The organism is Ruegeria sp. CDSC085, assembly GCF_059610465.1.
The window spans coordinates 256,104-279,186 of sequence record NZ_JBXWNR010000004.1 but is presented as its reverse complement, the minus strand read 5'-3'; the positions used below and the strand labels follow the sequence as shown (position 1 = coordinate 279,186).

Annotated in this window: 24 protein-coding genes and 3 pseudogenes; 18 read left to right on the top strand and 9 right to left on the bottom strand. The window is 60.5% G+C overall.

The window, feature by feature from the left end; translation table 11 throughout:
* Positions 1-3 precede the first annotated feature (3 nt).
* The 7 genes from AC2FJB_RS09340 to AC2FJB_RS09310 all read left to right on the top strand — a co-directional run bounded on the left by AC2FJB_RS09340 (position 4) and on the right by AC2FJB_RS09310 (position 7,472).
* Positions 4-1,713: a hydantoinase B/oxoprolinase family protein gene (locus tag AC2FJB_RS09340; RefSeq protein WP_496717855.1), complete on the top strand. Its 1,710-nt coding sequence runs from the start codon at positions 4-6 to the stop codon at positions 1,711-1,713.
* On the top strand, positions 1,713-2,930 hold the full coding sequence (locus tag AC2FJB_RS09335) for an NAD(P)/FAD-dependent oxidoreductase (RefSeq protein WP_496717856.1): 1,218 nt from the start codon (positions 1,713-1,715) through the stop codon (positions 2,928-2,930). The genes AC2FJB_RS09340 and AC2FJB_RS09335 overlap by 1 nt, the downstream gene beginning before the upstream one ends.
* Positions 2,930-3,703: an HpcH/HpaI aldolase family protein gene (locus tag AC2FJB_RS09330; protein ID WP_496717858.1), complete on the top strand. Its 774-nt coding sequence runs from the start codon at positions 2,930-2,932 to the stop codon at positions 3,701-3,703. The genes AC2FJB_RS09335 and AC2FJB_RS09330 overlap by 1 nt, the downstream gene beginning before the upstream one ends.
* Positions 3,700-4,476 (top strand): aminotransferase class I/II-fold pyridoxal phosphate-dependent enzyme, encoded by a 777-nt coding sequence (locus AC2FJB_RS09325; RefSeq protein ID WP_496717859.1) that lies wholly within the window; start codon positions 3,700-3,702, stop codon positions 4,474-4,476. Before AC2FJB_RS09330 ends, AC2FJB_RS09325 begins: the two co-directional genes overlap by 4 nt.
* Positions 4,476-5,312 (top strand): NAD-dependent epimerase/dehydratase family protein, encoded by an 837-nt coding sequence (locus tag AC2FJB_RS09320; protein ID WP_496717860.1) that lies wholly within the window; start codon positions 4,476-4,478, stop codon positions 5,310-5,312. Before AC2FJB_RS09325 ends, AC2FJB_RS09320 begins: the two co-directional genes overlap by 1 nt.
* A gap of 117 nt (positions 5,313-5,429) precedes the next feature.
* Entirely contained in the window at positions 5,430-6,497 is a 1,068-nt protein-coding gene (locus tag AC2FJB_RS09315) for an aminotransferase class I/II-fold pyridoxal phosphate-dependent enzyme (RefSeq protein WP_496717861.1), read from the top strand.
* Between the two features lie 9 nt (positions 6,498-6,506).
* On the top strand, positions 6,507-7,472 hold the full coding sequence (locus tag AC2FJB_RS09310; RefSeq protein ID WP_496682377.1) for a Rossmann-fold NAD(P)-binding domain-containing protein: 966 nt from the start codon (positions 6,507-6,509) through the stop codon (positions 7,470-7,472).
* Positions 7,473-7,666: 194 nt separating this feature from the next.
* Here the strand turns inward: AC2FJB_RS09310 and AC2FJB_RS09305 are convergent.
* Positions 7,667-7,756 (bottom strand): annotated as a pseudogene (locus AC2FJB_RS09305) (integrase core domain-containing protein); the annotation flags it as partial.
* Positions 7,757-7,861: 105 nt separating this feature from the next.
* Between AC2FJB_RS09305 and AC2FJB_RS09300 the strand changes: the two are divergent.
* Positions 7,862-8,017 (top strand): annotated as a pseudogene (locus AC2FJB_RS09300) (IS3 family transposase); the annotation flags it as partial.
* A gap of 16 nt (positions 8,018-8,033) precedes the next feature.
* Here the strand turns inward: AC2FJB_RS09300 and AC2FJB_RS09295 are convergent.
* Positions 8,034-8,189, bottom strand: a pseudogene (locus AC2FJB_RS09295) (DUF2924 domain-containing protein); the annotation flags it as partial.
* Positions 8,190-8,349: 160 nt separating this feature from the next.
* Here AC2FJB_RS09295 and AC2FJB_RS09290 point away from each other — a divergent pair.
* From AC2FJB_RS09290 to AC2FJB_RS09265, 6 genes are all read left to right on the top strand, one after another.
* Positions 8,350-8,481 (top strand): hypothetical protein, encoded by a 132-nt coding sequence (locus tag AC2FJB_RS09290; RefSeq protein ID WP_366140776.1) that lies wholly within the window; start codon positions 8,350-8,352, stop codon positions 8,479-8,481.
* 125 nt (positions 8,482-8,606) lie between these two features.
* Positions 8,607-9,134: a DUF4142 domain-containing protein gene (locus tag AC2FJB_RS09285; protein WP_299899359.1), complete on the top strand. Its 528-nt coding sequence runs from the start codon at positions 8,607-8,609 to the stop codon at positions 9,132-9,134.
* Positions 9,135-9,196: 62 nt separating this feature from the next.
* The gene (locus AC2FJB_RS09280; protein ID WP_496717862.1) at positions 9,197-9,481 is read left to right on the top strand and encodes a cupredoxin domain-containing protein; all 285 of its coding nucleotides are present in this window, start codon (positions 9,197-9,199) and stop codon (positions 9,479-9,481) included.
* A 28-nt stretch (positions 9,482-9,509) separates the two neighbouring features.
* Positions 9,510-10,223, top strand: coding sequence for a glutathione S-transferase family protein (locus AC2FJB_RS09275; protein ID WP_496818188.1), 714 nt, complete (start codon positions 9,510-9,512; stop codon positions 10,221-10,223).
* Positions 10,220-10,702 (top strand): GNAT family N-acetyltransferase, encoded by a 483-nt coding sequence (locus tag AC2FJB_RS09270; protein ID WP_496717865.1) that lies wholly within the window; start codon positions 10,220-10,222, stop codon positions 10,700-10,702. The genes AC2FJB_RS09275 and AC2FJB_RS09270 overlap by 4 nt, the downstream gene beginning before the upstream one ends.
* A 103-nt stretch (positions 10,703-10,805) precedes the next feature.
* The gene (locus AC2FJB_RS09265) at positions 10,806-11,282 is read left to right on the top strand and encodes a hypothetical protein (RefSeq protein WP_496717866.1); all 477 of its coding nucleotides are present in this window, start codon (positions 10,806-10,808) and stop codon (positions 11,280-11,282) included.
* A 315-nt stretch (positions 11,283-11,597) separates the two neighbouring features.
* Here AC2FJB_RS09265 and AC2FJB_RS09260 read toward each other — a convergent pair whose 3' ends face one another.
* The gene (locus tag AC2FJB_RS09260; protein ID WP_496717868.1) at positions 11,598-12,086 is read right to left on the bottom strand and encodes a GFA family protein; all 489 of its coding nucleotides are present in this window, start codon (positions 12,084-12,086) and stop codon (positions 11,598-11,600) included.
* A gap of 641 nt (positions 12,087-12,727) precedes the next feature.
* On the opposite strand from AC2FJB_RS09260, the gene AC2FJB_RS09255 reads away from it, so the two are divergent.
* The gene (locus tag AC2FJB_RS09255) at positions 12,728-14,710 is read left to right on the top strand and encodes a phosphatase PAP2 family protein (protein WP_496717869.1); all 1,983 of its coding nucleotides are present in this window, start codon (positions 12,728-12,730) and stop codon (positions 14,708-14,710) included.
* A 144-nt stretch (positions 14,711-14,854) separates the two neighbouring features.
* Positions 14,855-16,102 carry a DUF8225 domain-containing protein gene (locus AC2FJB_RS09250; RefSeq protein WP_496717870.1) on the top strand — a complete coding sequence of 416 codons (1,248 nt, stop codon included), beginning with the start codon at positions 14,855-14,857 and terminating at the stop codon, positions 16,100-16,102.
* A 7-nt stretch (positions 16,103-16,109) separates the two neighbouring features.
* Here the strand turns inward: AC2FJB_RS09250 and AC2FJB_RS09245 are convergent, their stop codons facing one another.
* Complete coding sequence (locus tag AC2FJB_RS09245) at positions 16,110-17,051, bottom strand: hypothetical protein (RefSeq protein WP_496717871.1); 942 nt, start codon at positions 17,049-17,051, stop codon at positions 16,110-16,112.
* 68 nt (positions 17,052-17,119) lie between these two features.
* Here AC2FJB_RS09245 and AC2FJB_RS09240 point away from each other — a divergent pair, with 68 nt between their 5' ends.
* Together AC2FJB_RS09240 and AC2FJB_RS09235 are read left to right on the top strand one after the other, a co-directional pair.
* Entirely contained in the window at positions 17,120-17,431 is a 312-nt protein-coding gene (locus AC2FJB_RS09240; RefSeq protein ID WP_171171326.1) for a hypothetical protein, read from the top strand.
* A gap of 32 nt (positions 17,432-17,463) precedes the next feature.
* Complete coding sequence (locus AC2FJB_RS09235; protein WP_496717872.1) at positions 17,464-19,083, top strand: hypothetical protein; 1,620 nt, start codon at positions 17,464-17,466, stop codon at positions 19,081-19,083.
* 7 nt (positions 19,084-19,090) lie between these two features.
* On the opposite strand, the gene AC2FJB_RS09230 is transcribed toward AC2FJB_RS09235, so the two are convergent.
* From AC2FJB_RS09230 to AC2FJB_RS09210, 5 genes are read right to left on the bottom strand one after another with little or no spacing between them, the layout of a single operon-like run.
* Entirely contained in the window at positions 19,091-19,474 is a 384-nt protein-coding gene (locus tag AC2FJB_RS09230; RefSeq protein WP_299644568.1) for a carboxymuconolactone decarboxylase family protein, read from the bottom strand.
* A gap of 17 nt (positions 19,475-19,491) precedes the next feature.
* Positions 19,492-20,238: a sulfotransferase-like domain-containing protein gene (locus tag AC2FJB_RS09225; RefSeq protein ID WP_496818184.1), complete on the bottom strand. Its 747-nt coding sequence runs from the start codon at positions 20,236-20,238 to the stop codon at positions 19,492-19,494.
* A 14-nt stretch (positions 20,239-20,252) separates the two neighbouring features.
* Entirely contained in the window at positions 20,253-21,071 is an 819-nt protein-coding gene (locus tag AC2FJB_RS09220; RefSeq protein ID WP_117870589.1) for an aspartate racemase/maleate isomerase family protein, read from the bottom strand.
* A gap of 19 nt (positions 21,072-21,090) precedes the next feature.
* On the bottom strand, positions 21,091-22,179 hold the full coding sequence (locus AC2FJB_RS09215; RefSeq protein ID WP_117870587.1) for an aromatic ring-hydroxylating oxygenase subunit alpha: 1,089 nt from the start codon (positions 22,177-22,179) through the stop codon (positions 21,091-21,093).
* The gene (locus tag AC2FJB_RS09210) at positions 22,176-23,063 is read right to left on the bottom strand and encodes a MurR/RpiR family transcriptional regulator (RefSeq protein WP_117870585.1); all 888 of its coding nucleotides are present in this window, start codon (positions 23,061-23,063) and stop codon (positions 22,176-22,178) included. Before AC2FJB_RS09210 ends, AC2FJB_RS09215 begins: the two co-directional genes overlap by 4 nt.
* Positions 23,064-23,083 lie beyond the last annotated feature (20 nt).

Sequence of the window (23,083 nt, the reverse complement as noted above, 5' to 3'; positions counted from 1 at the left end):
GACATGACAAAGCAACATTCAAAGGTCGCCTATCAGGTCATGTGGAACCGGCTGATCTCGGTGGTCGAGGAACAGGCGCAGGCGCTGGTGCGCACGGCCTTTTCGACCTCCGTCCGGGAGGCCGGCGACCTGTCCGCCGGGGTCTATGACACCCACGGCAACATGCTGGCGCAGGCCGTCACCGGCACCCCGGGGCATGTCAACGCGATGGCTGACGCCGTGGCGCATTTCATCCGCCGCATCGGGCGGCAGAACATATTCGAGGGCGATGTCTACATCACCAACGACCCGTGGGAGGGCACCGGCCACCTGCACGACATCACCATGGTCACGCCGTCGTTCCACAACGGCGTGCTGGTAGGGTTCTTCGCCTGCACCGCGCATATCGTCGATATCGGTGGGCGCGGCTTCGGAGCGGACGCGGCCAGCGTCTATGAAGAAGGGCTTTATATCCCGATCATGAAATTCGCCGAGCGGGGCGAGGTGGACGAAACGCTGGTGCGGATCATTCGCGGCAATGTGCGTGAACCCGACCAGCTGATCGGCGACATCTACGCGTTGGCCACCTGCAACGAGATCGGCCACCGCCGCCTGATAGACATGATGACCGAGTTCGATCTGGATGACCTGGATGGCATCGCGGTGTTCATCCTTGAAAACTCGCGCCGCGCCACGCTGGAAGCGATTGCCGCCCTGCCACGAAAATCCGCCGAAGGCGAAATGACGGTGGACGGGTTCGACGCGCCGATCACGCTGAAAGTACGCGTCACGGTGCACGAAGACCGCATCGTGTCGGATTTCACCGGCTCCTCAGGGCTCGACAAGAAGGGCATCAACTGCCCGCTGGTCTATGCCAAGGCCTATGCGTGTTATGCGCTGAAGGTCGCCATCGCGCCCTCGATCCCCAACAACGCAGCCTCATTGGCCCCGTTCGAGATCACGGCCCCGGAAAACACCATCGTCAACGCGCTGCACCCCGCACCCGTCGCGCTGCGCCACATCGTCGGTCACTTCGTGCCGGACACGGTCTATGACGCATTCGTCAAGATCGTGCCGGGTCTGGTGCCTGCCGAAGGGGCTGGATGCCTGTGCAATTTTCAGGTCTCGCTGCGCCCGCGCTCTGACGCGCCGGCTTCAGTCGACGCACGGCGCGCCGAGGTGCTGACCTTCAATTCCGGTGGCTCCGGCGCGCGGCCCAAGCTGGACGGGCTTAATGCAACCGCCTTCCCTTCGGGCGTGATGACCATGCCGATCGAGGCAACGGAACACGCGGGGCCCGTGATCATCTGGCGCAAGGAGCTACGCCCCGACAGCGGCGGTGCGGGCAAGGCGCGTGGCGGGCTGGGCCAATACATGGAGGTCGGCGCAATGGAAGGCCACGAGTTCGACATCCAGGCGATGTTCGATCGGGTCGAACATCCCGCGCGCGGGCGGCGCGGGGGCATGGCCGGGGCCTGCACCACCATCGCGCTGGACGATGGCACGCCGATGCGCGGCAAGGGTAAGCAGTTCGTGCCCCACGGGCGCCGCGTCGTGATGGCTTTCCCTGGTGGCGCGGGCTATGGCTACCCTGCCGAGCGGCCACGGGATATGGTCCTGCGCGATCTGGCGCGGGGATACATCTCGGCGGAAACCGCAGCGCGTGATTACGGCCTGACGGCCGATGACATCAAGGCGGTCGAGGATGCCGTCGCAAAAGGGGAGATCGCCTGATGGCCGGACAAACGCAAAGCCCGAAACAGGCCCAGTATGACGTAGTGATTGTCGGCGGGGCGATCATGGGGGCCTCGACCGCCTGGTTTCTGAGCGACAACAAGGATTTCGACGGCTCGGTTCTGGTGGTGGAACGCGACACGACCTACCAGGCCTGCTCAACCGCCCACACCAACAGCTGCATGCGCCAGCAGTTCTCGGCCGAGCTCAACGTGCGGATCAGCCAGTTCGCGGCAAATTTTGTCAAGAACCTGCGCAGCTACATGGGCGGTGACGAACGGGTGCCGGAACTCAGCATCCGCAATTTCGGCTACATGTATCTGGCCGACAATGACGCCTTCGCCAATGTCCTGCGTGAAAGCCACAAGGTTCAGGTCGCGGCGGGGGCAGGCACGCAGTTGATGACACCCGACCAGATCAGGGCCGCCTATCCCTTCTACAATGTCGATGACATCGTGCTGGGCTCTATCAACACGGTGGACGAAGGCTTCTGGGACGGGTCGGCCGTGTTCGACTGGTGGCGACGGTCCTCGCGCGAACGCGGCGTGGAATATGTCGAGAACGAGGTCGTGGCGATGACGCTCAACCCCGCCGGCACGCGTGTGGACAGCGTCACGCTGAAATCGGGCGAGGTGATTGCCTGCGGCCATGTGGTCAACGCCTCGGGCCCGAGAGCGGCGCGCACCGCAGCCATGGCCGGCATCGAGACCCCGGTGGAGCCGCGCAAGCGCTATTCCTGGATTTTCAAGGCCGAACAGCCGCTGGAGATGGATCTGCCGCTGACCATCGACCCATCCGGCGTGCATGTGCGCGAAAACGGCGGCGGCACCTATCAGTGCGGCGGCCATTCCGAGATCGACCCGGCGGTGGACTACGACGATTTCGCGATGGATTTCTCGCTGTGGGAAAACCACGTCTGGCCGATCCTTGCCACCCGAATCCCGCAGTTTGAGGCGATCAAGGTGCAATCCGAATGGGCCGGGCATTACGCCATGAACACCTTCGATCACAACGCAATCTTGGGGCCGCACACGAAGGTGGAGAACTTCCTCTTCCTCAACGGATTCTCCGGCCACGGGCTGCAACAATCCCCTGCGATGGGGCGCGGTACGGCGGAATGGATCACCTATGGCGGCTATCGGGCGCTTGACCTGACGCCCTTCAACTACGAGCGCATCCCCAACCACTGCCCGATCATTGAAAAGGCCATCATCTGATGCAGCTTGCCGCCAATCCCTTTACAGCGGCGCTCACGGCGGGGCGCAAACAGGTCGGCCTGTGGATCAGCCTTGCCAGCAATTTTTCGGCCGAGGTCGTAGCGCCCGCGGGCTATGACTGGGCGCTGATCGACATGGAACACAGCCCGAACGACTATTTCAGCACTCTCGGGCAGCTTCAGGCTTTTGCCGCCAGCGACACAACCGCCATCGTGCGTGTCGAATGGAACGACCCGGTGGCGGTCAAGCGGCTACTGGATCTGGGCGCGCCTGGGCTCTTGTTTCCGATGATCCAGACGGTCGAGGAAGCGCGCTGCGCGGTGGCCGCCACGCGCTATCCGCCCAACGGGACCCGTGGTGTCTCTGGCGCGACGCGGGCGACCAAGTTCGGGCGGATCAGCGACTATACGGCGCGCGTCGAGGCGGAAACGGCGGTGCTGCTGCAGCTGGAAACCCGTGCGGCCGTTGAACAGGCCGAGGCGATTGCCGATGTCGATGGCGTCTCTGGCATCTTCTTCGGCCCGGCGGATATCGCGGCCGACATCGGCAAGCTTGGCAAGCCGATGGACCCCGAGGTCTGGGCGCTGATCAAACCGGCGGCGCAGAAGCTGATCGCCAAGGGCGTGCCGGTCGGAACGCTGGTGTTGGACCCGGGCTTTGCAACCGAGCTTTTGAACGAGGGCTTTACATTTGTGGCCTGCGGCACCGATGCCTCGATCCTGGCCCGCGGCGCCGACGCGCTGCTGGTGCAGGTGCGCGGAGGCATGGCATGATCGCGCTGTCGTCGCGGCTGGATCCGGTCAAGCCTTCGGCGTCAGCCTGGGTCAGTCAGGCGGCGAAAGTGGCCCGTGTGCGCGGCGAAGATGTGATTGACCTCGGGCTCGGCGAGCGGGATTTCGACACGCCCGAACACATCAAGCACGCCGCCCATGCCGCTGCCATGGCTGGACAGACGAAATACCCGCCCACCAGCGGCACGCTGGCACTACGCAAGGCGGTGGCCGACAAGCTGCGTCGTGAGAAAGATCTCGCCCATGGCGTTGACGAGTTCATCGTCGCCAACGGCGCCAAGCAGGTGATCTTCAACGCGATGAGGGCCACGCTGGAGGACGGCGACGAGGTCCTGCTCTGCGCGCCCTATTTCGGCCAATACAAGGATATCGTTCTGATCCTTGGCGGCAGGCCCGTCACGATCCCTTGCGTGGCCGAAAACGGGTTTCGGTTACAACCCGGAGACCTTGTCCGCGCCATCACGGCGCGCACGCGCTGGATCATACTGAACCTGCCCTCCAACCCCGCCGGCGCCGTTTACTCCGACGACGATCTGCGCAGCTTGGGCGTGGTGCTGGCCGACCATCCACAGGTGATGATCCTGTCGGACGAAATCTATGAGCACATCCTGTTCAACGGGCGCAAGTTTCGCTCTTTCGCCGCGATCAACTCGGACCTCAAGGACCGCACGCTGACGGTCAACGGCGTTTCCAAGGCCTATGCGATGACCGGCATTGCGTCAGCGGTCGCCCAACTTGAAAAGGAATCCAACTGATGAAGAAACTCGTCCTGACAGGCGCCGCCGGGCGGCTTGGCTCTTACTTGCGCGAACCGCTGACCATGATGTGCGACCAGCTTGTCTCGACCGACATCGCGGACGATATCGGCACGCTTTATGACGGCGAAACCTATGCTAAGGCGGATCTTGCCAGCCTTGACGACATGATGCGCGCGCTGGAAGGCGCCGACATGGTCGTGCATATGGGCGCCTATGCGGACGAAGGGCCGTTCGAGAAGCTTTTGGGGCCGAATTTCATCGGCGCCTACAACATCTGGGAGGCCGCGGCGCGCAACGGATTGCGGCGGGTGGTCTATGGCAGTTCCATCCACGCTGTCGGAATGTACCCCAAGACCGATTTCATCGACACCGAGGTTCGCCATCGCCCCGATACCTTTTACGGGCTGGCCAAGTGTTTCGCCGAGGATCTGGGATCGCTTTACTGGGACAAGCGCGGGCTGGAAAGCGTGCATATGCGCATCCTCTCCTGTGCGCAGGTCACCAGTGCCCGCGCGCTTGGGTCTTGGCTGTCCTATGATGACCTGATCCAGCTGGTGCAGCGCAGCATCGAAACACCGGTGACCGGGTTCGCCGTTGTTTACGGGGTTTCCAACAACGAACGCTGCCCGGTGGACAACAGCAAGGCCAGCTTCCTTGGCTATCGCCCGAAGGACAATGCCGAGCAATTCGCCGAACAGATCCTGGCTGAGACGCCTCCGCTGGACCCGCGCGACCCCGGTAACACGTGCCACGGCGGACCATTCGCGGCCGTGGAATTGGGCAATAGCGGCCTTGCCACGATGAAAATCGTGGACGATACGAAAAAGACCTGAAGGAAGGACCACTCGATGACGGCACCCCGCCCGATGCGCGATTTCGGCCTGGAAGTGTTCTTCTCGGAATGGGAATTCACCGCCCGCCACCACATGACGGCCTAGGACCTGGAAAGCATGTCGGTGCCGGACCTGTTGGCGCTTGCCACACCCGAAGATCGGGACGCCTATGAAAAGCTCTGGCTCGGCTATACCGAGACATGGGGGGCGCCCGCCCTGCGGGCGGAAATCGCGGCAACCTATGACGGACTGGCGGCCGAGAATATCCTGTGCCTCGCGGGCGCGGGCGAGGGGCTTTACGCGGTGTCCAAGGTTCTGCTGGATGGCGCGTCCCATGCCATCGTGCCGACCCCGAACTACCCGAGCACCGAGACCATTCCGCTGTCGGTCTGCGACGCCACTGGCGTGCCCATGCACCGGACGCAGATGAAAGGCGGCTGGCGGGTTGATCTTGATGACATCCGCGCCGCGATCCGCCCGAACACGCGGCTGCTATCGCTGAACTTTCCGCACAACCCGACCGGCATGTTGATGCCGCGCGACGATCTTCAGGCGCTGATCGACCTTGCCCGCGAGCATGGCATCTGGATCCTGAGCGACGAGGTCTATCGCGGCGTCGAACTCGACCCCGCCGACCGGATGCCTCAAATCGCCGATATCTACGAACGCGGTATTTCGCTCAATGTGATGTCCAAGGCCTATGGCCTGCCGGGCCTGCGCATCGGCTGGATCGCGGCGCAGGACAGGGACTTGCTGCAACGGGTCGAACGCTACAAGCACTACCTGTCGATCTGCAATTCCGGCCCCTCTGAGGTGCTGGCCCTGATCGCGCTGAAGGCGCGCGAGCGGATCCTTGCGCGCAACCACGCGCTTCTGTCCCGAAACGTTGTGGCGCTGGAACGGCTCTTCGCCGATTTCCCGGGCTTGATCGAATGGACGCGCCCCCTGGGCGGGTGCGTGGCCTTTCCGCGCTTTGTCGGGCCGGAAGGGGGCGATGCGTTTTGCTGCAAACTGCTGGAAGAAAGCGGTGTGCTTCTATTGCCCGGCGCGATCTATGCTTCGGAGCTGACCGAGATCCCGCAGAACCATTTCCGCATCGGTTTCGGCCGCGAACAGGTGTTCGAAGACGGTTTGGCCGCGATGCGTGCGCATTTCGAAACCCACTACGCCGATTTCCGGGCCTGAGGCAGCATCATGAGGATTGTGGCACTGGACGAATTGCGAGAGCTGATCGACATGCCCGCTGCCATTGCGGCGGTGCGACAAGGGTTCATCGACATGGCAAACGGGCTGATCGACCAGCCCGAGCCGATGCAGTTCCTGTTTCCGGGAGCGGTTGGCGAGCTGCTTGGCGATTGCCACATCAAGGGGGCCAAGGCCAAAGGCCGGCCGTGGTTCGTCGTCAAGCTTGCCACCGGGTTCTACCGAAACCCGTACCGGGGCTTGCCGGTGAATGATGGTCTGGTTCTGGTCCTGTCTTCGGAAACTGGCCGCCCTGTTGCGATCCTGCAGGACGAGGGCTGGCTGACCCAGATGCGCACGGCCGCAGCCGGCGCACTGGCGGCCCCGCTGAAGCCGGCAGAACGAGAGGCCACGCTGGGTATCGTTGGAACCGGCACACAGGCCCGCCTGCAAGCCGAGGCGATCCGTGCCGAGACCGGGATCTCGCGCCTGATCGTGAAAGGGCGCTCTCCCGAGAGCATGCGCACCTATGTCACTGACATGGAAGAGAAGGGCTTTACCGTCTCGGTCGCATCCACCGGGCGCGATCTCTGCCATGCTGCGGATATTGTCGTGACCACGACCCCGGCCACATCGCCGGTGCTTCACGCGGATGATCTGACGGACAGGCTCCATATCGTGGCGGTGGGTGCCGACAGTCCCGGCAAGATCGAACTGGCCCCCGAGGTATTGGCGCGCGCCGCCATCATCGCCACAGACAATCACGCGCAATGTCTGCATCACGGCGATTTCGGCGCCGCCGTGCGCGCCGGGTGCGTTTCAGATATGGCAGATCTGTCCCTTTGCGACATTCTTGCGGGCAAGTCGGAGGGGGCAAATTTCGCTGACGCGAGCCTTTCCGTCGTGGATCTGACAGGGCTTGGGGTCCAGGACCTGGCAATTGCCTCGGCTGTTGCATCAAGCCTTGGTGAGCCATAAGGGTCTCTCAGCTATATGCTGGATGCGCTCGCTGCTTCCCGGCGGCGCAGCCTGGGTCCAATCGGCTCACTTCTGACTGGGCGCAACCTTCGTCACGTACCGCGAAAGATGCGCGAGAAATGAACCGCTCCCCAAAGAGCCCGCGTTGACTGGTTAGCTCTGTTCGGGTTTTGGCCCACGGCGGACCGGTTAGCTTATTCCCTTGGTGTCAACCCACTCAGGCTCGAATGCGGGCGGTATTGGTTGTAGTCGTCGCGCGATGCCGCAATCAGATGACGGGCATGCCCGTCCGAACCCGAGGGTAGAGGCAGTTCCTCGCACACGTAGAAGACGGTGCGCAGGATCCGCATGAAGCCGTAGTTCCTGTGGAAATCTTAGTTCAAAAGCAGAAGCTTTGCACAACGATGAAGGCGAGCGATGTCACCGACACGCTGGAGTTGGCATAGGACACTTCAGGCCGCAACAGCGCTACCGGTGTGCACAAGAGGAAGCTGCTCAGCGACAACGGCTCGTCTTACGTGGCGGCTGATCTGGCAAGTTATCTTTAGGACAAGGGCATGGTTCTTGTCCGCGGTGCGCCAGTTGGCTCTCGAAATAGCGACGATTGAATGGCGGCGGCTCGCTGTCGAGCAATTCGCGCCATTGTTGCTTCAGGTCTGGCGTGGACTTGGTCTTGAGTGCGGCCACGCGGGCGGGAATAGGATCTTGATTGGTCATGTATTTCTCCGTCGAGTTGGAGTTGCATGACGTCATTCGCCGGCCGGATAGCTCGGCTCGGCGTACTGCAGGGGTCGGACATCTTGAGCGCGGTCAGGTCGCCTTGAGCCAGCTGCGCCGGTACCGGGAGCCGCGCCACCCGCACCGGAGCCTCGACCCGATGCGCGAAATGAAAGCGCGCCACGTCGCGGAAGGCCGGCACGCGCACCCCCTGGGGATCGGTGAAGCTGGTGCGGAACTAGAGCGTGCCGAGCAGCGACAAGCGGGTGAGGATATCGCTGAGCAGGTCTAACATGGTTTCCATGATTGTCCAGTTCTTCGGACGATCGAGCATGGAATGCGGACTTGGCAGCATTCAAACGTCGGAGATCCTCGGGCAGATCGGAGGAACCGAAACCACGAAACGGAGAATGACCGATGAAGACTATGACCCTTGCCCTCGGCCTTGCCCTTGCCAGCGGCGGTCTCGCTGCCCATGCCGCGGAGCCGATGAACGACCTCGAGATCGCCCACACCGCCTACACCGCCGGCGGTCTCGACATCCGCTATGCCCATTTGGCGCTGGCGATTTCCGAGAACGAGTCGGTGCGAGAGTTTGCGCTGACGATGATCCGTGACCATTCGGCGGTGAACGAGGCTGCGGGCGCGCTAATCGCCGAACTGAACGTGACCCCGCAGGACAACGCCCTTTCCCAAGCTCTTGTAGAGGGTGCCGAGGCCAAGCGTGCGGAGCTGATGGCGCTCAGCGGGAAGGCCTTCGATTGCGCCTATGCGACGAACGAGCTGGGCTATCATCAGGTCGTCAACCAAACCGTCGCCGAAAGCTTCATCCCGACGGTCACGGTCGAACCCCTGAAGGCACTGCTAGAGGATGCGCTTGTCACCTTCCGTGTGCATGAGCAGCACGCCGAACGGATGGTTGCGAGTCTGTCATGCATCGGCTGACGCGACGTGACTTTGGCCGGGGCCTGGGCTGTGCGCTCGCCCTGGCCGGGTCGGCCCCACGCGTGCTAGCCCACGACGGCCCACACGTGGTCGAGGTCCGTATTTCCCGATTTGCGTTCGAACCGGCACTGGTCGAGATCGCGATGGGCGACACCGTTGTCTGGATCAATGACGATCCAGCACCCCACACCGCCACAGCGGCGGACAGCTCCTGGGACACCGGCGAGATGACGCGCGACACCCGCGCCGCGATCACCTTCGACCAGCCGGGCGAACACCCTTACCTCTGCACCTTTCACCCGCAGATGCAGGGCAAGGTGGTCGTCCGATCCGAATCCAACCACTGAAATACCTGGTTCATGCAGGTAAACTGCCATGAACCGGTTGAATCACGAGGCTGCTATCATGACCGAAAACCTGACGCTGGTCAGCCATGCGCTCTGCCCATATGTCCAGCGCATCGCTATAGCCTTGGCGGAAAAGGGCATCGCCCATGACCGCGTGACTGTGGACCTTGCCGACAAACCCGGCTGGTTCCTCGAGATCTCGCCGATCGGGCGGACGCCGGTGCTGAAGGTGGGCGATGCGGCGCTATTCGAATCCGCCGCGATCCTGGAATATCTCGAAGAGACCCGGCCCAATCCCCTGCACCCGGCCGACCCGATCGACCGAGTGCGCCATCGCGCCTGGATCAGCTTAGGTTCGGAATGCCTGGGCGACATCGCCGGGTTCTATTCGGCCCGCGACGACGCAACGCTGGAGGCCACGGCCGGCAGACTGCACGCGCGTTTCCGGCTACTGGAGGATCAGCTTGGCGATGGCCCGTGGTTTGCGGGCGCACGGTTCAGCCTAGTTGACACCGTCTTTGCGCCGGTCTTCCGATACTTCGATACTTTCGACCGCATCGCGAATTTCGGTGTGTTCGGCGGGCTTGCGAAGGTGTCGCAATGGCGCGCGACACTGGCGGCGCGTCCATCAGTCCGCGACGTCGTGTCATCGGACTACCACACGTTGCTTGCGGCTTTCCTGCGCCGTCGCGAAAGCGCGCTGGATGACCGAGGGGGATCGAAGGCCGGGTTGTCGACATGAGCCTTTCCCACGACATACGCTTTGGTCGCCTGACCGAGGTCGCAATCGCCGATCTCGTTGCGCATATGTCGGACCCGCGCCTGCGCGAGCACATGCCCTTGCTGAAAGGCCCTTGGGGCGAAACGGACGCACGCGCCTTCGTCGCCGCCAAGGAGGCCTGCTGGGCGCGTGACAGTCTCTGCCACTGGGCCTTTTTCGCCGGGGAACGCTATGTCGGCTGGGGTGGCTTCCAGAAGGAAGGTTCCGAGTGGGATTTTGGTCTGGTCCTGCGCCCGCAGGACTTTGGCCTTGGCGCGTGCATCACCCGGCAGGCGCTTGAATTCGCGCGCCGGGAACCGAACATTCCATACGTGACATTTCTTCTGCCACCCAGCCGAAGGAGGCTGGCTGCACTGACTCGTCTGGGCGCGCGGGCATGCGACCCGGTTCAATGTGCGGGAACGGCCTTTCTGAAATTCTGTTTAAAGACAGATAGTTAAGATTGTCATAATGTCACTCGCCGCCCTCGCGGCCAGGCGCGATCCCTCGTTCGGACCCTGCGGCAACTCGGCTCGGATCAGAACGCCTGCCCCCTGTGGAGTGATGCACAAGCTGCTTCGGATACGGGCCGGCGCCGCACCCTTCGGGGCAGACGCTGTCGCCCAAAACCGGTGTGCCGTCGGGTTCGTATCCGGTTACGACGGGTGTCCACCACCAGACGGGATTGGCTTCGAAGCTTTCTCGCTCGTCGAGCCGGTCCAGCAGGGCCGCGATCTTGGCGAACCTTTCGAGCCCGACGTCGATGTCCAGCGGCCGTGCCTGAATGAAATGGACATGAGCGGCAAGAAAGATGCCCTGGATAGAGACACTTCCGGGCAGGAAACCCTCGGCGGGCGCGCCGATCTGCTTCTCGAGCCTTGCCAGAATGTGATGGAGCTTTTCGGCCGATCGCGCCAGGTGGCTGTTGTCGCTGACCCGAACCCCGGTCAGGTCATCTGGGAAATCGTCGTTGCCGCGGTGCCGAAGGTCTGGATGGTGGCCAGGATCATCTTGTCGCGCCAGAGGGGCTTGGGCCGGTAGGCCAGAGCGGCCAGTGACGGAGTTGCCGCCGGTCTTTCAGGATAGGTTTGCAGCAGGTATTCGGCGATCAGCCCGTTTTCCAAAACGCGTGACCGCACCGTCCCGAAGGATGGGCACCTGCAGGGTGGGCGCCGAGGCCGGATCGTCGGCCCCGGGGGGCCGAAAGCGCCTCGTTTCGGTCATAGTCGAGCCCGAGTTCGTCAAGCAGGATCCGCACGCCACGCGCGAAGGGGGACCCGGAGGTATAGAGCAGGCTTCGCATCGCGTCACCCGCTGCCGGAAGGCGCGCCTCGCCTGTCGAGGCGATGGGGCTGATCAATGGCTGCCGATGACATGGCAGCTCTCGAATATCGTCGCGTTCTGCGGTTGACCGTCATTCGTCATCGCATGTTCGACAAAGGCCGGCAGGCCGGGCGGGATGACCGTGTCGACACGGGCGACACCAAGGAAGATGTGCTTGGACGTTTCCGGTTCGATCGGGAACCAGCAGGGGTAATCGAACGTGCCGGCATAGATGCCGATCGCGCCGGGGAAGCGTTCGAAACTCAGCCACAGCCTTGTGCCGCAATCGGCGCAGAAATGGATATGGACGGTCTTGCCCGACCCGGCCGAGACCTGGTCATAGACCTTGGGCGTCCCGGTCAGGATCTCCAGCGCCGCCTCGTCGAAAATCGGTTCGACCATGTAGGCCGAGCCGGTCGCCTTCTGGCAGAACCGGCAGTGGCAGATCGTGACTCGGCTTGGCGGTGCCGATACCGCATAGCGAATGCTGCCGCAAAGGCAGCCCCCTTCCTGTCTGGTCATCATCTTCTCCTTTTGCCGCCGAAGTGTCTTGCCCGTTATTTTCCCCGGGCTTCTTCCTTTCTGCCAATTCTCGTGCGCCATGAGATTTACGACAAGTCGTTTCACCTTCGAGCTCCGCCAGCGCGAAGGCAAAGAGATCCGAGATCACATTCGCGGTCGAATTTTGGAGTTCTGCACAGTTCTTGGGGAATACGCCCGAAAGTTTGGTTTGGCTCCAGAGCAGGACCGCTCCGGCCATGCAGCAGAATTGTCGTGGATCGTCGAAGGTCTGATTGGTTCGACAGTCGCTTCCTCTCCAATTGGCCCCTACAAATGAATCCAAACAATCGATAACAGTGACTTATCAGCCAGAGAACGTTCGACTCTGGTCCCGTCCGCTCCGCCACTCAACATTCTTTTTCATTCTGTCCGGTGTGCGCAGGTCGAAGCTGTCAGAGCCCTTGATGCCTATTTGCACTAGGTATTGCATCTTCCCGAAAGATTAGAGGGCAACGGTCGCGCATAGCTTCTGTGCCGCGAGTCTCCTTAATCGTAAGACCGTCTTAAGGTGTTTCAGAACAAGAAAAACCCTTTCCGAATTACCGGTCACGATCCGGTAACGGCTTCATGCGAATCGTTGTTCCGTAGATCGGGAGAACAACATGCCGCAACATACTGTTCCATCTGAACCCTGGCAGGGCCTCGAGACGCGTATCCAAGGATTGGGCCGGGATCGGTGTCATTCGAACGCGCCGGTTGGAATCCGAGAGAGGGCGGCCGAAGAACATAACGGCGAAACAGATTTGTTTGCCGGGATTTGGCCCACGAGCTTTTCGAAGGGCTTGCGGCATGACGAAAATGGTATTGTTGACGCGCAGGTTTATACCGAATTTCTGGAAGAAGTGGCTGACCCTACCTGCACCGACAATTATGGAAACAGGCTGACGCTGTTTGATACTCCAGCCTATTCCGGGCCCTTCCGCACCACGCCATCAGAGGGTGGTGAATTTAGATGGCGTGCGTGGGAAGGGCCAATCCTGGGTCACCGGTTGGGCCTGAATGGTTTGGATGCCGGCGTTTTGGGTATCGCTCCGGCACCCAGGCTTGGATCAGATGAACTTGCAGCAGAAATGGCTGAACTCTATGCGATGGCCTATTTGCGGGATGTGCCGTTTGAAACCATTCGAGAGGGTGCCGAGGTATCCGACAAAGTGGTAGGCGCCCTTGGCAAGTTGGAGTGGTTCCGTGAAGACGGTTGTCCAAAGGACGCCAACGGCGCCGAGATCGGTAAAGTACCTTCGGCACGCCGGGTTCGAGATGGCCAGGGTCTGTCTTCCCGAACCTTGTTCCGCGGCTCGAGCCAAGGCTGCTTGGAAGGGCCATACGTGTCGCAGTTCCTTTTACAGGGGCATGACACGCTGACGTCAGACCAAGCGCATGCGCAAGGGCAGCGGTTGGCAAAAACAACGGCATCAGGGGCAATGCCATTTGGTGCATTGCGGCTTGACCAAAGGGTTGCTCCTCAGGCTGTTGGCGTGGATTATTTGCGGGACTGGGCCGAATGGCTGGATGTTCAGAACGGGGCAGACACAGCCGGCGAACAAGCCTTTGAGACGAGTGGCCCGAAATTCATTGAAACGCCGCGTGACCTTGCAACCTATGTACATTTTGACACGATCTATCAGGCTTTTTTCAACGCTTGCCTGTTGATGTTGGGCCGAGGTGTTGACGCAGATGACGGTCTGCCTGAGGGCGGGCATTCCTGCGCGAATGGTGCCAAGGCTGATTGGGGCGGGACCCATGTGCTGTCAATGCTGGCGGAAACTGCGACCAGGGCGTTGCGGGCCGTGCGACGCCAGACCTTTCAGGTGCACAACCGTGCCCGCCCTGAAAAGCTAGGCAATATTGCTACTCTGGTGGCGAATGGTCATGGCGCGGTGCTTGGAACAGCCGAGCCGTTTGCCGCAGCGCATCTGGAGAAATTGGAAAGCGTCGCCAGCGAAGACTTCAGTCTGATGGACGCCATTGCCGCTGCACCGTCCATCAGGCGGTTCGCGCACAACGCGGTGTCTCATAATGGGCTGCCGAAAATCGATTGCAACTTGCTGTTGCCAATTGCGTATCCAGAAGGCTCACCTATGCACCCGTCCTACGGCGCGGCGCATGGGGCAGTTGCCGGGGCGTGCGTCACATTGCTCAAGGGGTTTTTCCGGACCCATGCGCCGGACGGGTCCCGGGTGTCTTTGGCCGAGGCGGGTATGCCGCGCGTTTTTGTTCCGGCTGCAGGCGGCAAAACACTGATTGATTCTGAGCGACCAGACGACAGCTCAGAGAAACTGACGCTGAATGGCGAACTGAACAAATTGGCTGCGAATATCGCGATCGGGCGCAGTTTTGCAGGGGTTCATTTCTACAGCGACTACTTCGACAGTGTCCGAATGGGTGAACGCGTTGCCGTCGGCATTTTGGCCGAGCATATGGCGAACTTCCGGGGCACCGCGAAAATGTCGCTCGAAACGTTTGATGGAGATCGCCTCAGCATCGTCAGCGGTCGCTCCTCCGGTAGTGAAATTCATATCGCGAACAGTACGCCTGAACTTTGGTGGACCCGTCATTTGCCTGAACAGGCGGGCTGGGCAGGATGAAGGTGCCCGCCCCATGACAGGTCGTTTTTCATGATGCTCCCGTATTCGTCACCCGCCGGGACCCTCCCATTGGAAATGAAACCGCGCGGGCATAGGCCTCTGACTTTCCATTCTTGTATTTCTGATGCCCAACGGTGTTCGTTGATGTCTGTATTTCAATCGCCTGGACTTGCCGATCAGCGCGCGAACGACGCTGCCCTGTCAGCGTGGAATTCAAGCATTCAGAACACTTTTGAAAGGCAAGGCGTCAGCCCTTTTCTGGTCATGGATCCGCGTGACATCGAGGCGGGCCAGCCATCGAATCGGTTCAGATGGCGCGCCAGTCCACGAGAGCCGCGGGATTGTCTGGGCGATGAACTGGCAGCTCGCCTGTCAGACCAAGGCTGGTCCAGCAGGGTTGAACTGCACAACGAATACCTTGAATACGCGCTGGTAATGCGACCCGATGCCGGCGGCAGAATGCGTCCGAAGCGTTTTGTGGCCACCACCGAGTTGATGGAATGGTGGCGAACCATGGCGGTCTTCGATCTCGATCACTTCCTGTCGGTGGTCGCATCGGCGTCCGGGCGCTTCTACTCCTGCAAGGACCTGTTTGAAGTCTCGCGGTCGGTATGGACGTCGATGGATGTTTCCGAGCGCGCGGCCCTCTTTCACAAAAGGCTGGTGGGTACGGATTACGCGCATCCGCCGGAACATCCATTGAATATCCAGCATGTTTTGTTTCTGGCCAAGGATACGAACAGATTGACCGATCTGATCCAGACCATGCACTTATTCTCGTTCCCTTACGTCGTTAAGAATGGCGATAGCAGGCGGCGTGCCCGACCCGAAGAAGTGCTTGATTTCGCGAACCGGAAAGATCTGTACTGCCGGCATGCCGGGGTCTGTTTGGCGAGCGATACGCTCGAACTGGCCGTGGGAAAAGGTGGTAAGTCACCTACAGGCAAGGCAATGGCATTCTCTGATCCGCTTGGGCTTTATTTTCGGGCGTTCCAAACGTCAGAACTGTTCTTGGGCGAGCACAAGGTGCCTCTGGACTGGGTCCGGTTCCGGCGCGGCGCACCTGGAATGCCCATGCGCCTTGACTTCGGGCCTGCCGACGATGATCCCCGGTTTCTGGACGATATTATGCTGGGAACAGGCACATCGGCGCGCCCGGTCTCGGGCTATACACTCGCCAGTCTGATCGAGGTTGGACCCATGATCACAGTTGCCGCCAAACCACGCGTGATCACCCGTGTCGAATTTGTTGAAATCCCGCATGTTGACCCGGGACGGTTTGTCTGCGGCTTGCCCGAGACCCAGCGTTGCAGGCAGCTCTCGGAATTCGCGGATCGTTGCGAAGCAGGGACCAACCGCAACACGACGCGCTTTCGTAAAGACGGATCCTGACAGGTGCTCAGACTGGCACGGCTTTGACCACTGGCAGCGGGATTTCAGGTGCCGTCATATCAAAAATCGCAACCGGACGACCGAATGCACAGCTTGCGGCCGTTAATACAGTCGTCAGCGACGGGTTCGGGGTCTTCCACGCCTGAACGTCGAACAACTCTGTCGGAGCCGTGGGCCGGTCATTTAGCGCGCCGCGATAAAGCCGGAATAAACGTGCCTGCTCGGCATCCATGCCGTGATCCGTCACGCCGTTATGATCAAGCATCACCATGTTGCGCCAGGACACTACCGCCTCGGATGCTGCGTGCCAGACGCCCTGCGCCAGATTTGCGGAAAGCGCCGATCCATAGGTGGGCCTGCCGCCATCCGCGTCTGCGCAAACCGCGCGCAGCAGAAGGCCGATGCCCGGGACTTCGAGGGTGTGAATGCTCAGTTGCCGCAGTTGAACATTCAGCCACTGCGTCAAATCGTGGGGCAGTGCAGTCTCCGGCACCAGATGGTCAAATCCGTGTGATCCAAGAGCGTGTTCCAAACACTCCAGCGCCGCCCAAAGGGCGGCGGCTTCGTGTGTTGGACCGGCAGCGGCACCTTTCGAAGTGACCGTTCCGTCGCTGCCCGGAACACCCAGTGCAAGCGCTTCGGTTGACATCCCATGGGATGCACCATCCGACGCGATCAGGCTTTCGCGGGTTTGTGGTGCTTCGGTACTGTATTGCAAGGCATAGCGCTCAATCGCCTCAAACCCGGCCAGCCGCGCCGCCTCCTCCGGTGTGCGGCCGGTGCCGAAAGACACGCGATGGCCCATCCCGCCCTTGGGGGGCAGAGTCCCATTGCGCAGCTCGATCAAGCGAAAAGCCGCGTGGATTGGCGCACCCTTGGGGAATTCGGCAAACGAGGGTTCGGAAATTAGCCGAGCAGTTTCAGCGCGTTCAATCAACGTGTCGGTCATTTTCGTTTCCGGATAAGCATGTAACGGGGTATACAAATGGGCATTGTTGTTTGAGAAGGAGATTTTACATGGCTCGTTTGACAATCAACCCGAATTATTCATTGAAAGACTTGGGGTGTGAAGTTCTGAATGCCGCGCGCGGTCGTGCACTTGGGTCGCAAGATGATCAGGATGCGGCGGAACGCAAAATTCAAGAAATCCTGGCGGACAGTGGTAACCCAGAGGTCAGGTTTGTCTATGACACCAAGGATCTGGTTCATATCGTTGTTCCGGACCTGAGTGACAAAAAGCCGGATCCGAACCCCGATCACGAGTCATGGTGCTGCAAACTTGCCTATGAAGCGATGGGCGGTATCGTCATTTTTGGATGCAGCGGTTAACGACAACCCCCGAACGCTTTTGAGGGCCGTTAGTGACTGAGGCAAGAACCAAGGTTTTTTTGACCGGACCGTTTCAGATTATTTGCGACGACGGTCAGGATGTAACGCCTCGGGGCACCAAAGCGAAAGCTCTTCTTGCTTTGGTGCTCCTGTCGAAAAACGCGATACGCAGCAGGGCTTGGTTGCAGGACAAGCTCTGGAGCGAGAGTTCGCCCGCACAAGGCGCGGCGTCGTTGCGCAAAGAGCTTAGTGTTCTCAGCAAACACTTTTCCAAGCATAAAGTTGATTTTCTTGAAGTAACCCGTGAAACGGTGTCGATCAATCTGGCAGCAGTCGAGGTTGATCTGTTTGACGAGCAGCTCAGTTCAGACCGCGCTGAGTTGCTGGAAGGGTTGGACGTTGCCGACCCCGAGTTCGAGGCATGGCTGACGGTTGAGCGGCAGGCTTATTGGGACATCGATACAGAGTCAGACGGTCCGGTTCTGGCGGGCCGCGGTTTGCCGGTGCATTGGGGGCGTTTGCGTCCAGCGGTTGTTGTAGAGCCTTTTGAAGTTGTCGGGGAAACGCCGGATATCAGCATCGCTGCATCCTCCATACGAGACGAGCTCATGTTTCTTCTGGGCACAATGTCCGACGTGATCGAGCTTCGTGACGCGCGCAGGCAGGAAGGCCCGGTTGAAGGCTATGTTCTCAGCGGCAGTGTGGTCGGCGCAGAAGGCCTGCGGGTGGCCGCTCAACTGACGTCAACCGCGGATCAGGTTTGCCAGTGGACACAGCGGTTCCGCTTTCGCGCAAAGGAAACATTCGACGCGGTCGAAGAAATCGCCATGAAGGTCGTCGAGGCGCTCCAACTGCGATTGCGCGACGGGTATTGGTCAGAAATCTGGTCAGGTCGTGCCACATCGACCGAGGCTTGGTCGGCGTTCCAGAAGGCCCGCATTCTGGAAAGTCAGGCAACAGAAGACGGGTTGCAGGATGCCATCCGTCAATATCGCGCCTGTCTGGAGTTTGACCCGGGATACCTTCCGGCACGTGTCGCGATCGGTTTCTGTCATTTGGACATGATCCGCCTAGGCATGGATGCAAACCCGACCGAGACGCTGGCAATGGTAGAGGCCGAATGCAAGAAGCTGTGCAATCTGAACCCAACGGACCCGTACTGCTCGGCCCTCCATGCCTTCACCCACAGTGTTGCTGGCAACACGTCAGAGGCTTGCAGCTTGATGCTAGCCGTCGTGGAACGTTTCAGCGGAAGCCCGGAATTGTTGGGATATTACGGCATCCTGTTGGTGTATGATGACAGGGCTGAAGAAGGCGTTTCGGTCTGCAAGAAAGCGCTGGCATTGACGCCGCATCCCCCTATTTGGATCGAAGCAAACCTGGCAATTGCAATGATGATAACCGGGGACAAGGCCGCGTGGCAGCATGCCCATAACGTGTTGCGGGTTGACCCCGGACGCGTTCGTCCCAGGGTCGTGCTGTGCATGCTGTCCGCCGCCGCCGGGAACCATTCCCTGGCGCGTCGACATGCCCGACAGATTCTGGAATTGCAGCCGGGCTTTACCGCCGAGCGCTGGGCCTGGCCCGGCTGTTTCAAGAACAGGCGACACTACGAAGAAGGCGCGCGGCTCTTGTCGGCGGCTGGTCTGTGACGGGTCGTCAGGTTTCGTCCAGCACCTTGCGGGCCACGCGAAAACACTCCAGCGCTTGAGGGACGCCGCAATAAATCCCGATCACGTGGATGATGGCGCGGATTTCTTCCTTTGACACTCCGTTGTTGATGGCGCCCCGGCAGTGGATTTCCCATTCATGCATCTTTCCCAGCGCACCGATCATCGAAAGGTTCATCATCGACCGGGTCTTGGCGTCAATCACGTCGTCGCCCCACCCAAACCCCCAGCACCAGGCCGTCATGGCTTCCTGAAACGGGCGGGTGAAGTCGTCGGCGGCAGCAAGGTTTTTCTCCACATACTCTGCGCCCAGCGTGTTCTTCCTTTGCTCCAGTCCTTTCAGAAACAGGTCTTCGTCGAAAATGTCGGCCATTGCGGGTCTCCGGTGTGTCAGTGTGTCAGGCGGTGTTTGTAAAGGTGATCGTAATGCGGTTTCATCCTGCGGTGCACCTGTTTCACACGGTCTGGCGCGTCCGCGATTTCGATATGCGTGCGTGTCTGCGGCGCAAGCCCGGTCGATTTCACGAGGTTGCCATGGAACGACCCGCCGTCCCACCAACTGAGGGCGGACGGATCACCGCCCGGTTCCCATGTCAGCGCCTCTTGGATGAATGGGATTCCCACCGCGTCACAGAAGGCCCGGGTCATGCCGTGTGGGTCTTCCAGCAGGTCATCGCTGTCAATGACCGGCGGCGGAGTTCCGTTCAGTGCGGTCAACAGATCGAACAGGGCACGCTGTTCGGGAAAGCCAACCTCGCCTTCGGCAAAGTCCGGCCATTGCTTGTACATCGAAGTGATGGTCTTGGCCGGGTCCCGGATCAGGAAGGCGTGGGTGAAATGCGACAGCAACTCGGCATCCCACATGTGGTTGATGTAATGCGGAAAGTCCTTGAGGAAGACCGGCCCCCGTTTTGCCCGCTGTTGTATGTCCAGCCACACGCTGTCCAATGTCAGGCCTGGCGTTGTCACGTCCCCTGGTTGGAACCGATGCCAAAGCGGGTCTTCACCCTGATACCACGCCTCGCCGAAGGGCTCGTGCAGGCAGTCGAGATCACCGCGTTGCCGCATCATCCACTCGAACGCGGTTGACGTGGACCTTGGTACGGCCCAGAGCGCGAGGATTGTGTGCATGGTCATGGCCTCTCGAATAACTAAAGACGTTTCAGCAATTGCCCGTGCGGTGTACCGGGTGCGATACCGAGGGATTTGAAGACACGCCAGTAAAGCGCGATGTCATGACCAATCACCGGTTTGCCCAGCGCATCTTCAAGGGTATCGGCCAGATGCAGTGGGCGCTGCGGCAAGCCACCGGGCCCGGTACGGAAATTGCACATGCCATTGATCAAGATCGCTTCGGCCCGGGGTGCCTTGTCGGCCACATATTCAAAGCTTTTCAGTGCCAGATCGCCGTCAAAGACCCAGCGACAGGAATTGACCTCTTCCTGACTGCCGAACCAGCCCTGATCGTGGAAATTCCCGGCCCAGACCACATCAAACCCGGCTTCCTTCAAGAAGCCGGCCGTGCCCTGCCACCATTCCGGCCAATGATAGGCGGCGTTCAGGGCAACCTTTTCGACATTCAGGTCACGCAGTGCCTCGACCATGGCATATCCGGCCATGTGAAAGCGCGTGCCATATTTGTCTGACAGGTCTTCGCAGTGTTGCCGAACGCCTTCCACGCCCAGCCCGCAGGCATGGACCCAATTCGAACCGACCTGACCGCAGACATCCACACCGTTGCGGGACATGCAGTGCACGAAGTCTTCGAGCATGCCAAAGTTCTGTCTCCGCTGATCCAATCCGTGCACGTAGTCTGGCACGTGCAGCATCCACCCGTGAACGCCCACGGTTTCGGGGCACATGCGCAGGAAATCCGAGGGCGCGGCGTCAAAGTCGAACGGCGGGCAGGTGAACCCGACCTGATGGGGGAACAGTTTGTGTTCCGGGCGCCAGACTTCAGGCATCAGCATCAGCGTGCGACCTCGGCCACTAATCCACAGCCTCGCGCATCCATTGCTGAAGTCGCGCAATGGAATGTTCCGACATCACCCCGCAGCCCGGATCCAGAACAAGCGGTCCGGGGCGATAGCCCCGCGACTTGAGCCCGCGATGAACGGATTCCACAAGGCGGATGTCTTCCTCGACCGTCGTTTCGCGATCCTGGACCGCCAGTTGCCGGATAACTGCGCTGTCCGAGCCGCCTTCGGTGTACCAACCGCGCCAGACGGTGCAGTGATCGGCATCAACCGCGCGCCAGTGATAGGTGTTCAGCACATTGCCGGGATAACACTGGAACGAGAACATCGGCCACAGAAACCATGACTGATAATCGCCTGCGTGGGGTACCGACAGGTCGATGGGGTAGGTCATCTTGTCGAGGCTTTGGCATTCCGTCGTGTGACGCAACACATAGCCGCCACCCGCGTCCGGCTGAATGTCATAGGTCTCGGGCTTGACCACACCTTCGGCAAAGGTCGGGTGATTGGTCGGGCAATGGTAGCATTCCGAATAGTTCTCGATACTGACTTTCCAGTTGCAGTTTTCGGGAATCTCGACCCATTCCAGCGGTTCCAGATCGTCGATTTGCGGGACAAAGGCGCGGATTTCCTCGCGCACGCCGGGGTACCATTCATCCATCGGGGCGGCGTTGTCATCGAGATTAACGAAAATGAAACCATTGAACACTTCGGTGCGCACCGAGGTCAGGCAAATGGCGCTGCGGTAGAACCCGGGGACGGATTTGATGTTGGGTCCGGCGCGCAATTGACCGGACAGCTCATAAGTCCAGGCGTGGTAGGGGCAGACGACGACACGCGTGTTGCCCGCGCCGGTGACCATTTCATGCGCGCGGTGCTGGCAGACGTTATAGAAGGTGCGGATTTCGCCGTCGCGGCCGCGAATGCAGAACAGGTTCTGGCCGGCGATCTCAAACGCAAAGTAATCCCCCGTTTCCCGGACCTGCGCGACATGGCCCGCAAACTGCCACGTTCGGGCCAGAAGCCCCTGTATTTCCTGCTCGAAAATCGCAGGGTCGGTATAGTATCGCGCGTCCAGTGAGTGGGTCAGGGGTGCGTTCATTCGGGCTCCTCCGCGTAGAGGCCAAGTTGGTGTCTGCGTTGGTGAAACCGTTCCACCCTCTCGACGATCTCATCGCTGGACACGGCGATCACGAAGGACAGCAGTGTTTCCAACAAGGCGATGGTCGAGACGGATGACGGAAAAAACTGCGGCGTGTCGGCTGCAACGACAAAGCCGTGATGAGCATTCAGGATCACCGGGCTGGCCGGACTGTCGGAAATACCAATGACGGTCAGACCCTGTTGTCGGGCCAGCTTGATCGCCTCGATGACTTCGGTGCGATAGGGGTGGCACGTGATCGCGATCAGCACGTCCTGCTCATCGGCCCAGGCCAGATCATCCACCGGGGTCGAGCCGGGACGCGGGATGGCGTGAAACTGCTTCATGCCGGTTGAGGCCAGATAGGTGAAGTTTCGCGCGTTCGAATTGTTGACGCCTACACCCAGCGTGAAAATCTGGCGACAATTCCAGATATCCTCGGCCGCGGCCTTCAGCTTTGCGGCGTCGATCCCGGCAAAGGTCTCTTCAATATTGCGGATCGCGGAGCCGATCATATCGGCGTAGAGGCCGCCCAGTTCCCCTGACTTGCCGATGTCCTGCAACCAGCGGGCGCGATCCGGAAATGACACACGTCCCTGCCGGATCGCATCCCGGAACGGGGCACGGAAATCTTCGTAGCCTTCGAACCCCACCTGCTGGGCCATTCGCACGAAGGTGTTCGGTTTTACTCTGGCGGCCTCGGCAATCTCGCGCACAGTAGAAACCCCAACGTCCGTTGGGTTTTCCAGCACGTAGCGCGCGGCCTTCTGCGCCTCGGGCGTCAGGGCGTCCCATTCTTCGGACAGGCGATCCAGAACAGTTGATGATACATTTGTGTCATTCATGATTGACGATGGTACATCTG

Excerpts from the sequence above, each read along its gene's own strand:
- AC2FJB_RS09245 (WP_496717871.1), bottom strand. The coding sequence starts at position 17,051 with ATGACCGACACGTTGATTGAACGCGCTGAAACTGCTCGGCTAATTTCC.
- AC2FJB_RS09320 (WP_496717860.1), top strand. The coding sequence starts at position 4,476 with ATGAAGAAACTCGTCCTGACAGGCGCCGCCGGGCGGCTTGGCTCTTAC.
- AC2FJB_RS09275 (WP_496818188.1), top strand. The coding sequence starts at position 9,510 with ATGAACCGGTTGAATCACGAGGCTGCTATCATGACCGAAAACCTGACG.
- AC2FJB_RS09240 (WP_171171326.1), top strand. The coding sequence starts at position 17,120 with ATGGCTCGTTTGACAATCAACCCGAATTATTCATTGAAAGACTTGGGG.
- AC2FJB_RS09290 (WP_366140776.1), top strand. The coding sequence starts at position 8,350 with ATGCGCGAAATGAAAGCGCGCCACGTCGCGGAAGGCCGGCACGCGCAC.
- AC2FJB_RS09270 (WP_496717865.1), top strand. The coding sequence starts at position 10,220 with ATGAGCCTTTCCCACGACATACGCTTTGGTCGCCTGACCGAGGTCGCA.
- AC2FJB_RS09265 (WP_496717866.1), top strand. The coding sequence starts at position 10,806 with ATGCACAAGCTGCTTCGGATACGGGCCGGCGCCGCACCCTTCGGGGCA.
- AC2FJB_RS09340 (WP_496717855.1), top strand. The coding sequence starts at position 4 with ATGACAAAGCAACATTCAAAGGTCGCCTATCAGGTCATGTGGAACCGG.
- AC2FJB_RS09220 (WP_117870589.1), bottom strand. The coding sequence starts at position 21,071 with ATGCTGATGCCTGAAGTCTGGCGCCCGGAACACAAACTGTTCCCCCAT.
- AC2FJB_RS09285 (WP_299899359.1), top strand. The coding sequence starts at position 8,607 with ATGAAGACTATGACCCTTGCCCTCGGCCTTGCCCTTGCCAGCGGCGGT.
- AC2FJB_RS09260 (WP_496717868.1), bottom strand. The coding sequence starts at position 12,086 with ATGACCAGACAGGAAGGGGGCTGCCTTTGCGGCAGCATTCGCTATGCG.
- AC2FJB_RS09315 (WP_496717861.1), top strand. The coding sequence starts at position 5,430 with ATGTCGGTGCCGGACCTGTTGGCGCTTGCCACACCCGAAGATCGGGAC.
- AC2FJB_RS09215 (WP_117870587.1), bottom strand. The coding sequence starts at position 22,179 with ATGAACGCACCCCTGACCCACTCACTGGACGCGCGATACTATACCGAC.
- AC2FJB_RS09325 (WP_496717859.1), top strand. The coding sequence starts at position 3,700 with ATGATCGCGCTGTCGTCGCGGCTGGATCCGGTCAAGCCTTCGGCGTCA.
- AC2FJB_RS09310 (WP_496682377.1), top strand. The coding sequence starts at position 6,507 with ATGAGGATTGTGGCACTGGACGAATTGCGAGAGCTGATCGACATGCCC.
- AC2FJB_RS09210 (WP_117870585.1), bottom strand. The coding sequence starts at position 23,063 with ATGAATGACACAAATGTATCATCAACTGTTCTGGATCGCCTGTCCGAA.
- AC2FJB_RS09335 (WP_496717856.1), top strand. The coding sequence starts at position 1,713 with ATGGCCGGACAAACGCAAAGCCCGAAACAGGCCCAGTATGACGTAGTG.
- AC2FJB_RS09330 (WP_496717858.1), top strand. The coding sequence starts at position 2,930 with ATGCAGCTTGCCGCCAATCCCTTTACAGCGGCGCTCACGGCGGGGCGC.
- AC2FJB_RS09255 (WP_496717869.1), top strand. The coding sequence starts at position 12,728 with ATGCCGCAACATACTGTTCCATCTGAACCCTGGCAGGGCCTCGAGACG.
- AC2FJB_RS09230 (WP_299644568.1), bottom strand. The coding sequence starts at position 19,474 with ATGGCCGACATTTTCGACGAAGACCTGTTTCTGAAAGGACTGGAGCAA.
- AC2FJB_RS09225 (WP_496818184.1), bottom strand. The coding sequence starts at position 20,238 with ATGACCATGCACACAATCCTCGCGCTCTGGGCCGTACCAAGGTCCACG.
- AC2FJB_RS09250 (WP_496717870.1), top strand. The coding sequence starts at position 14,855 with ATGTCTGTATTTCAATCGCCTGGACTTGCCGATCAGCGCGCGAACGAC.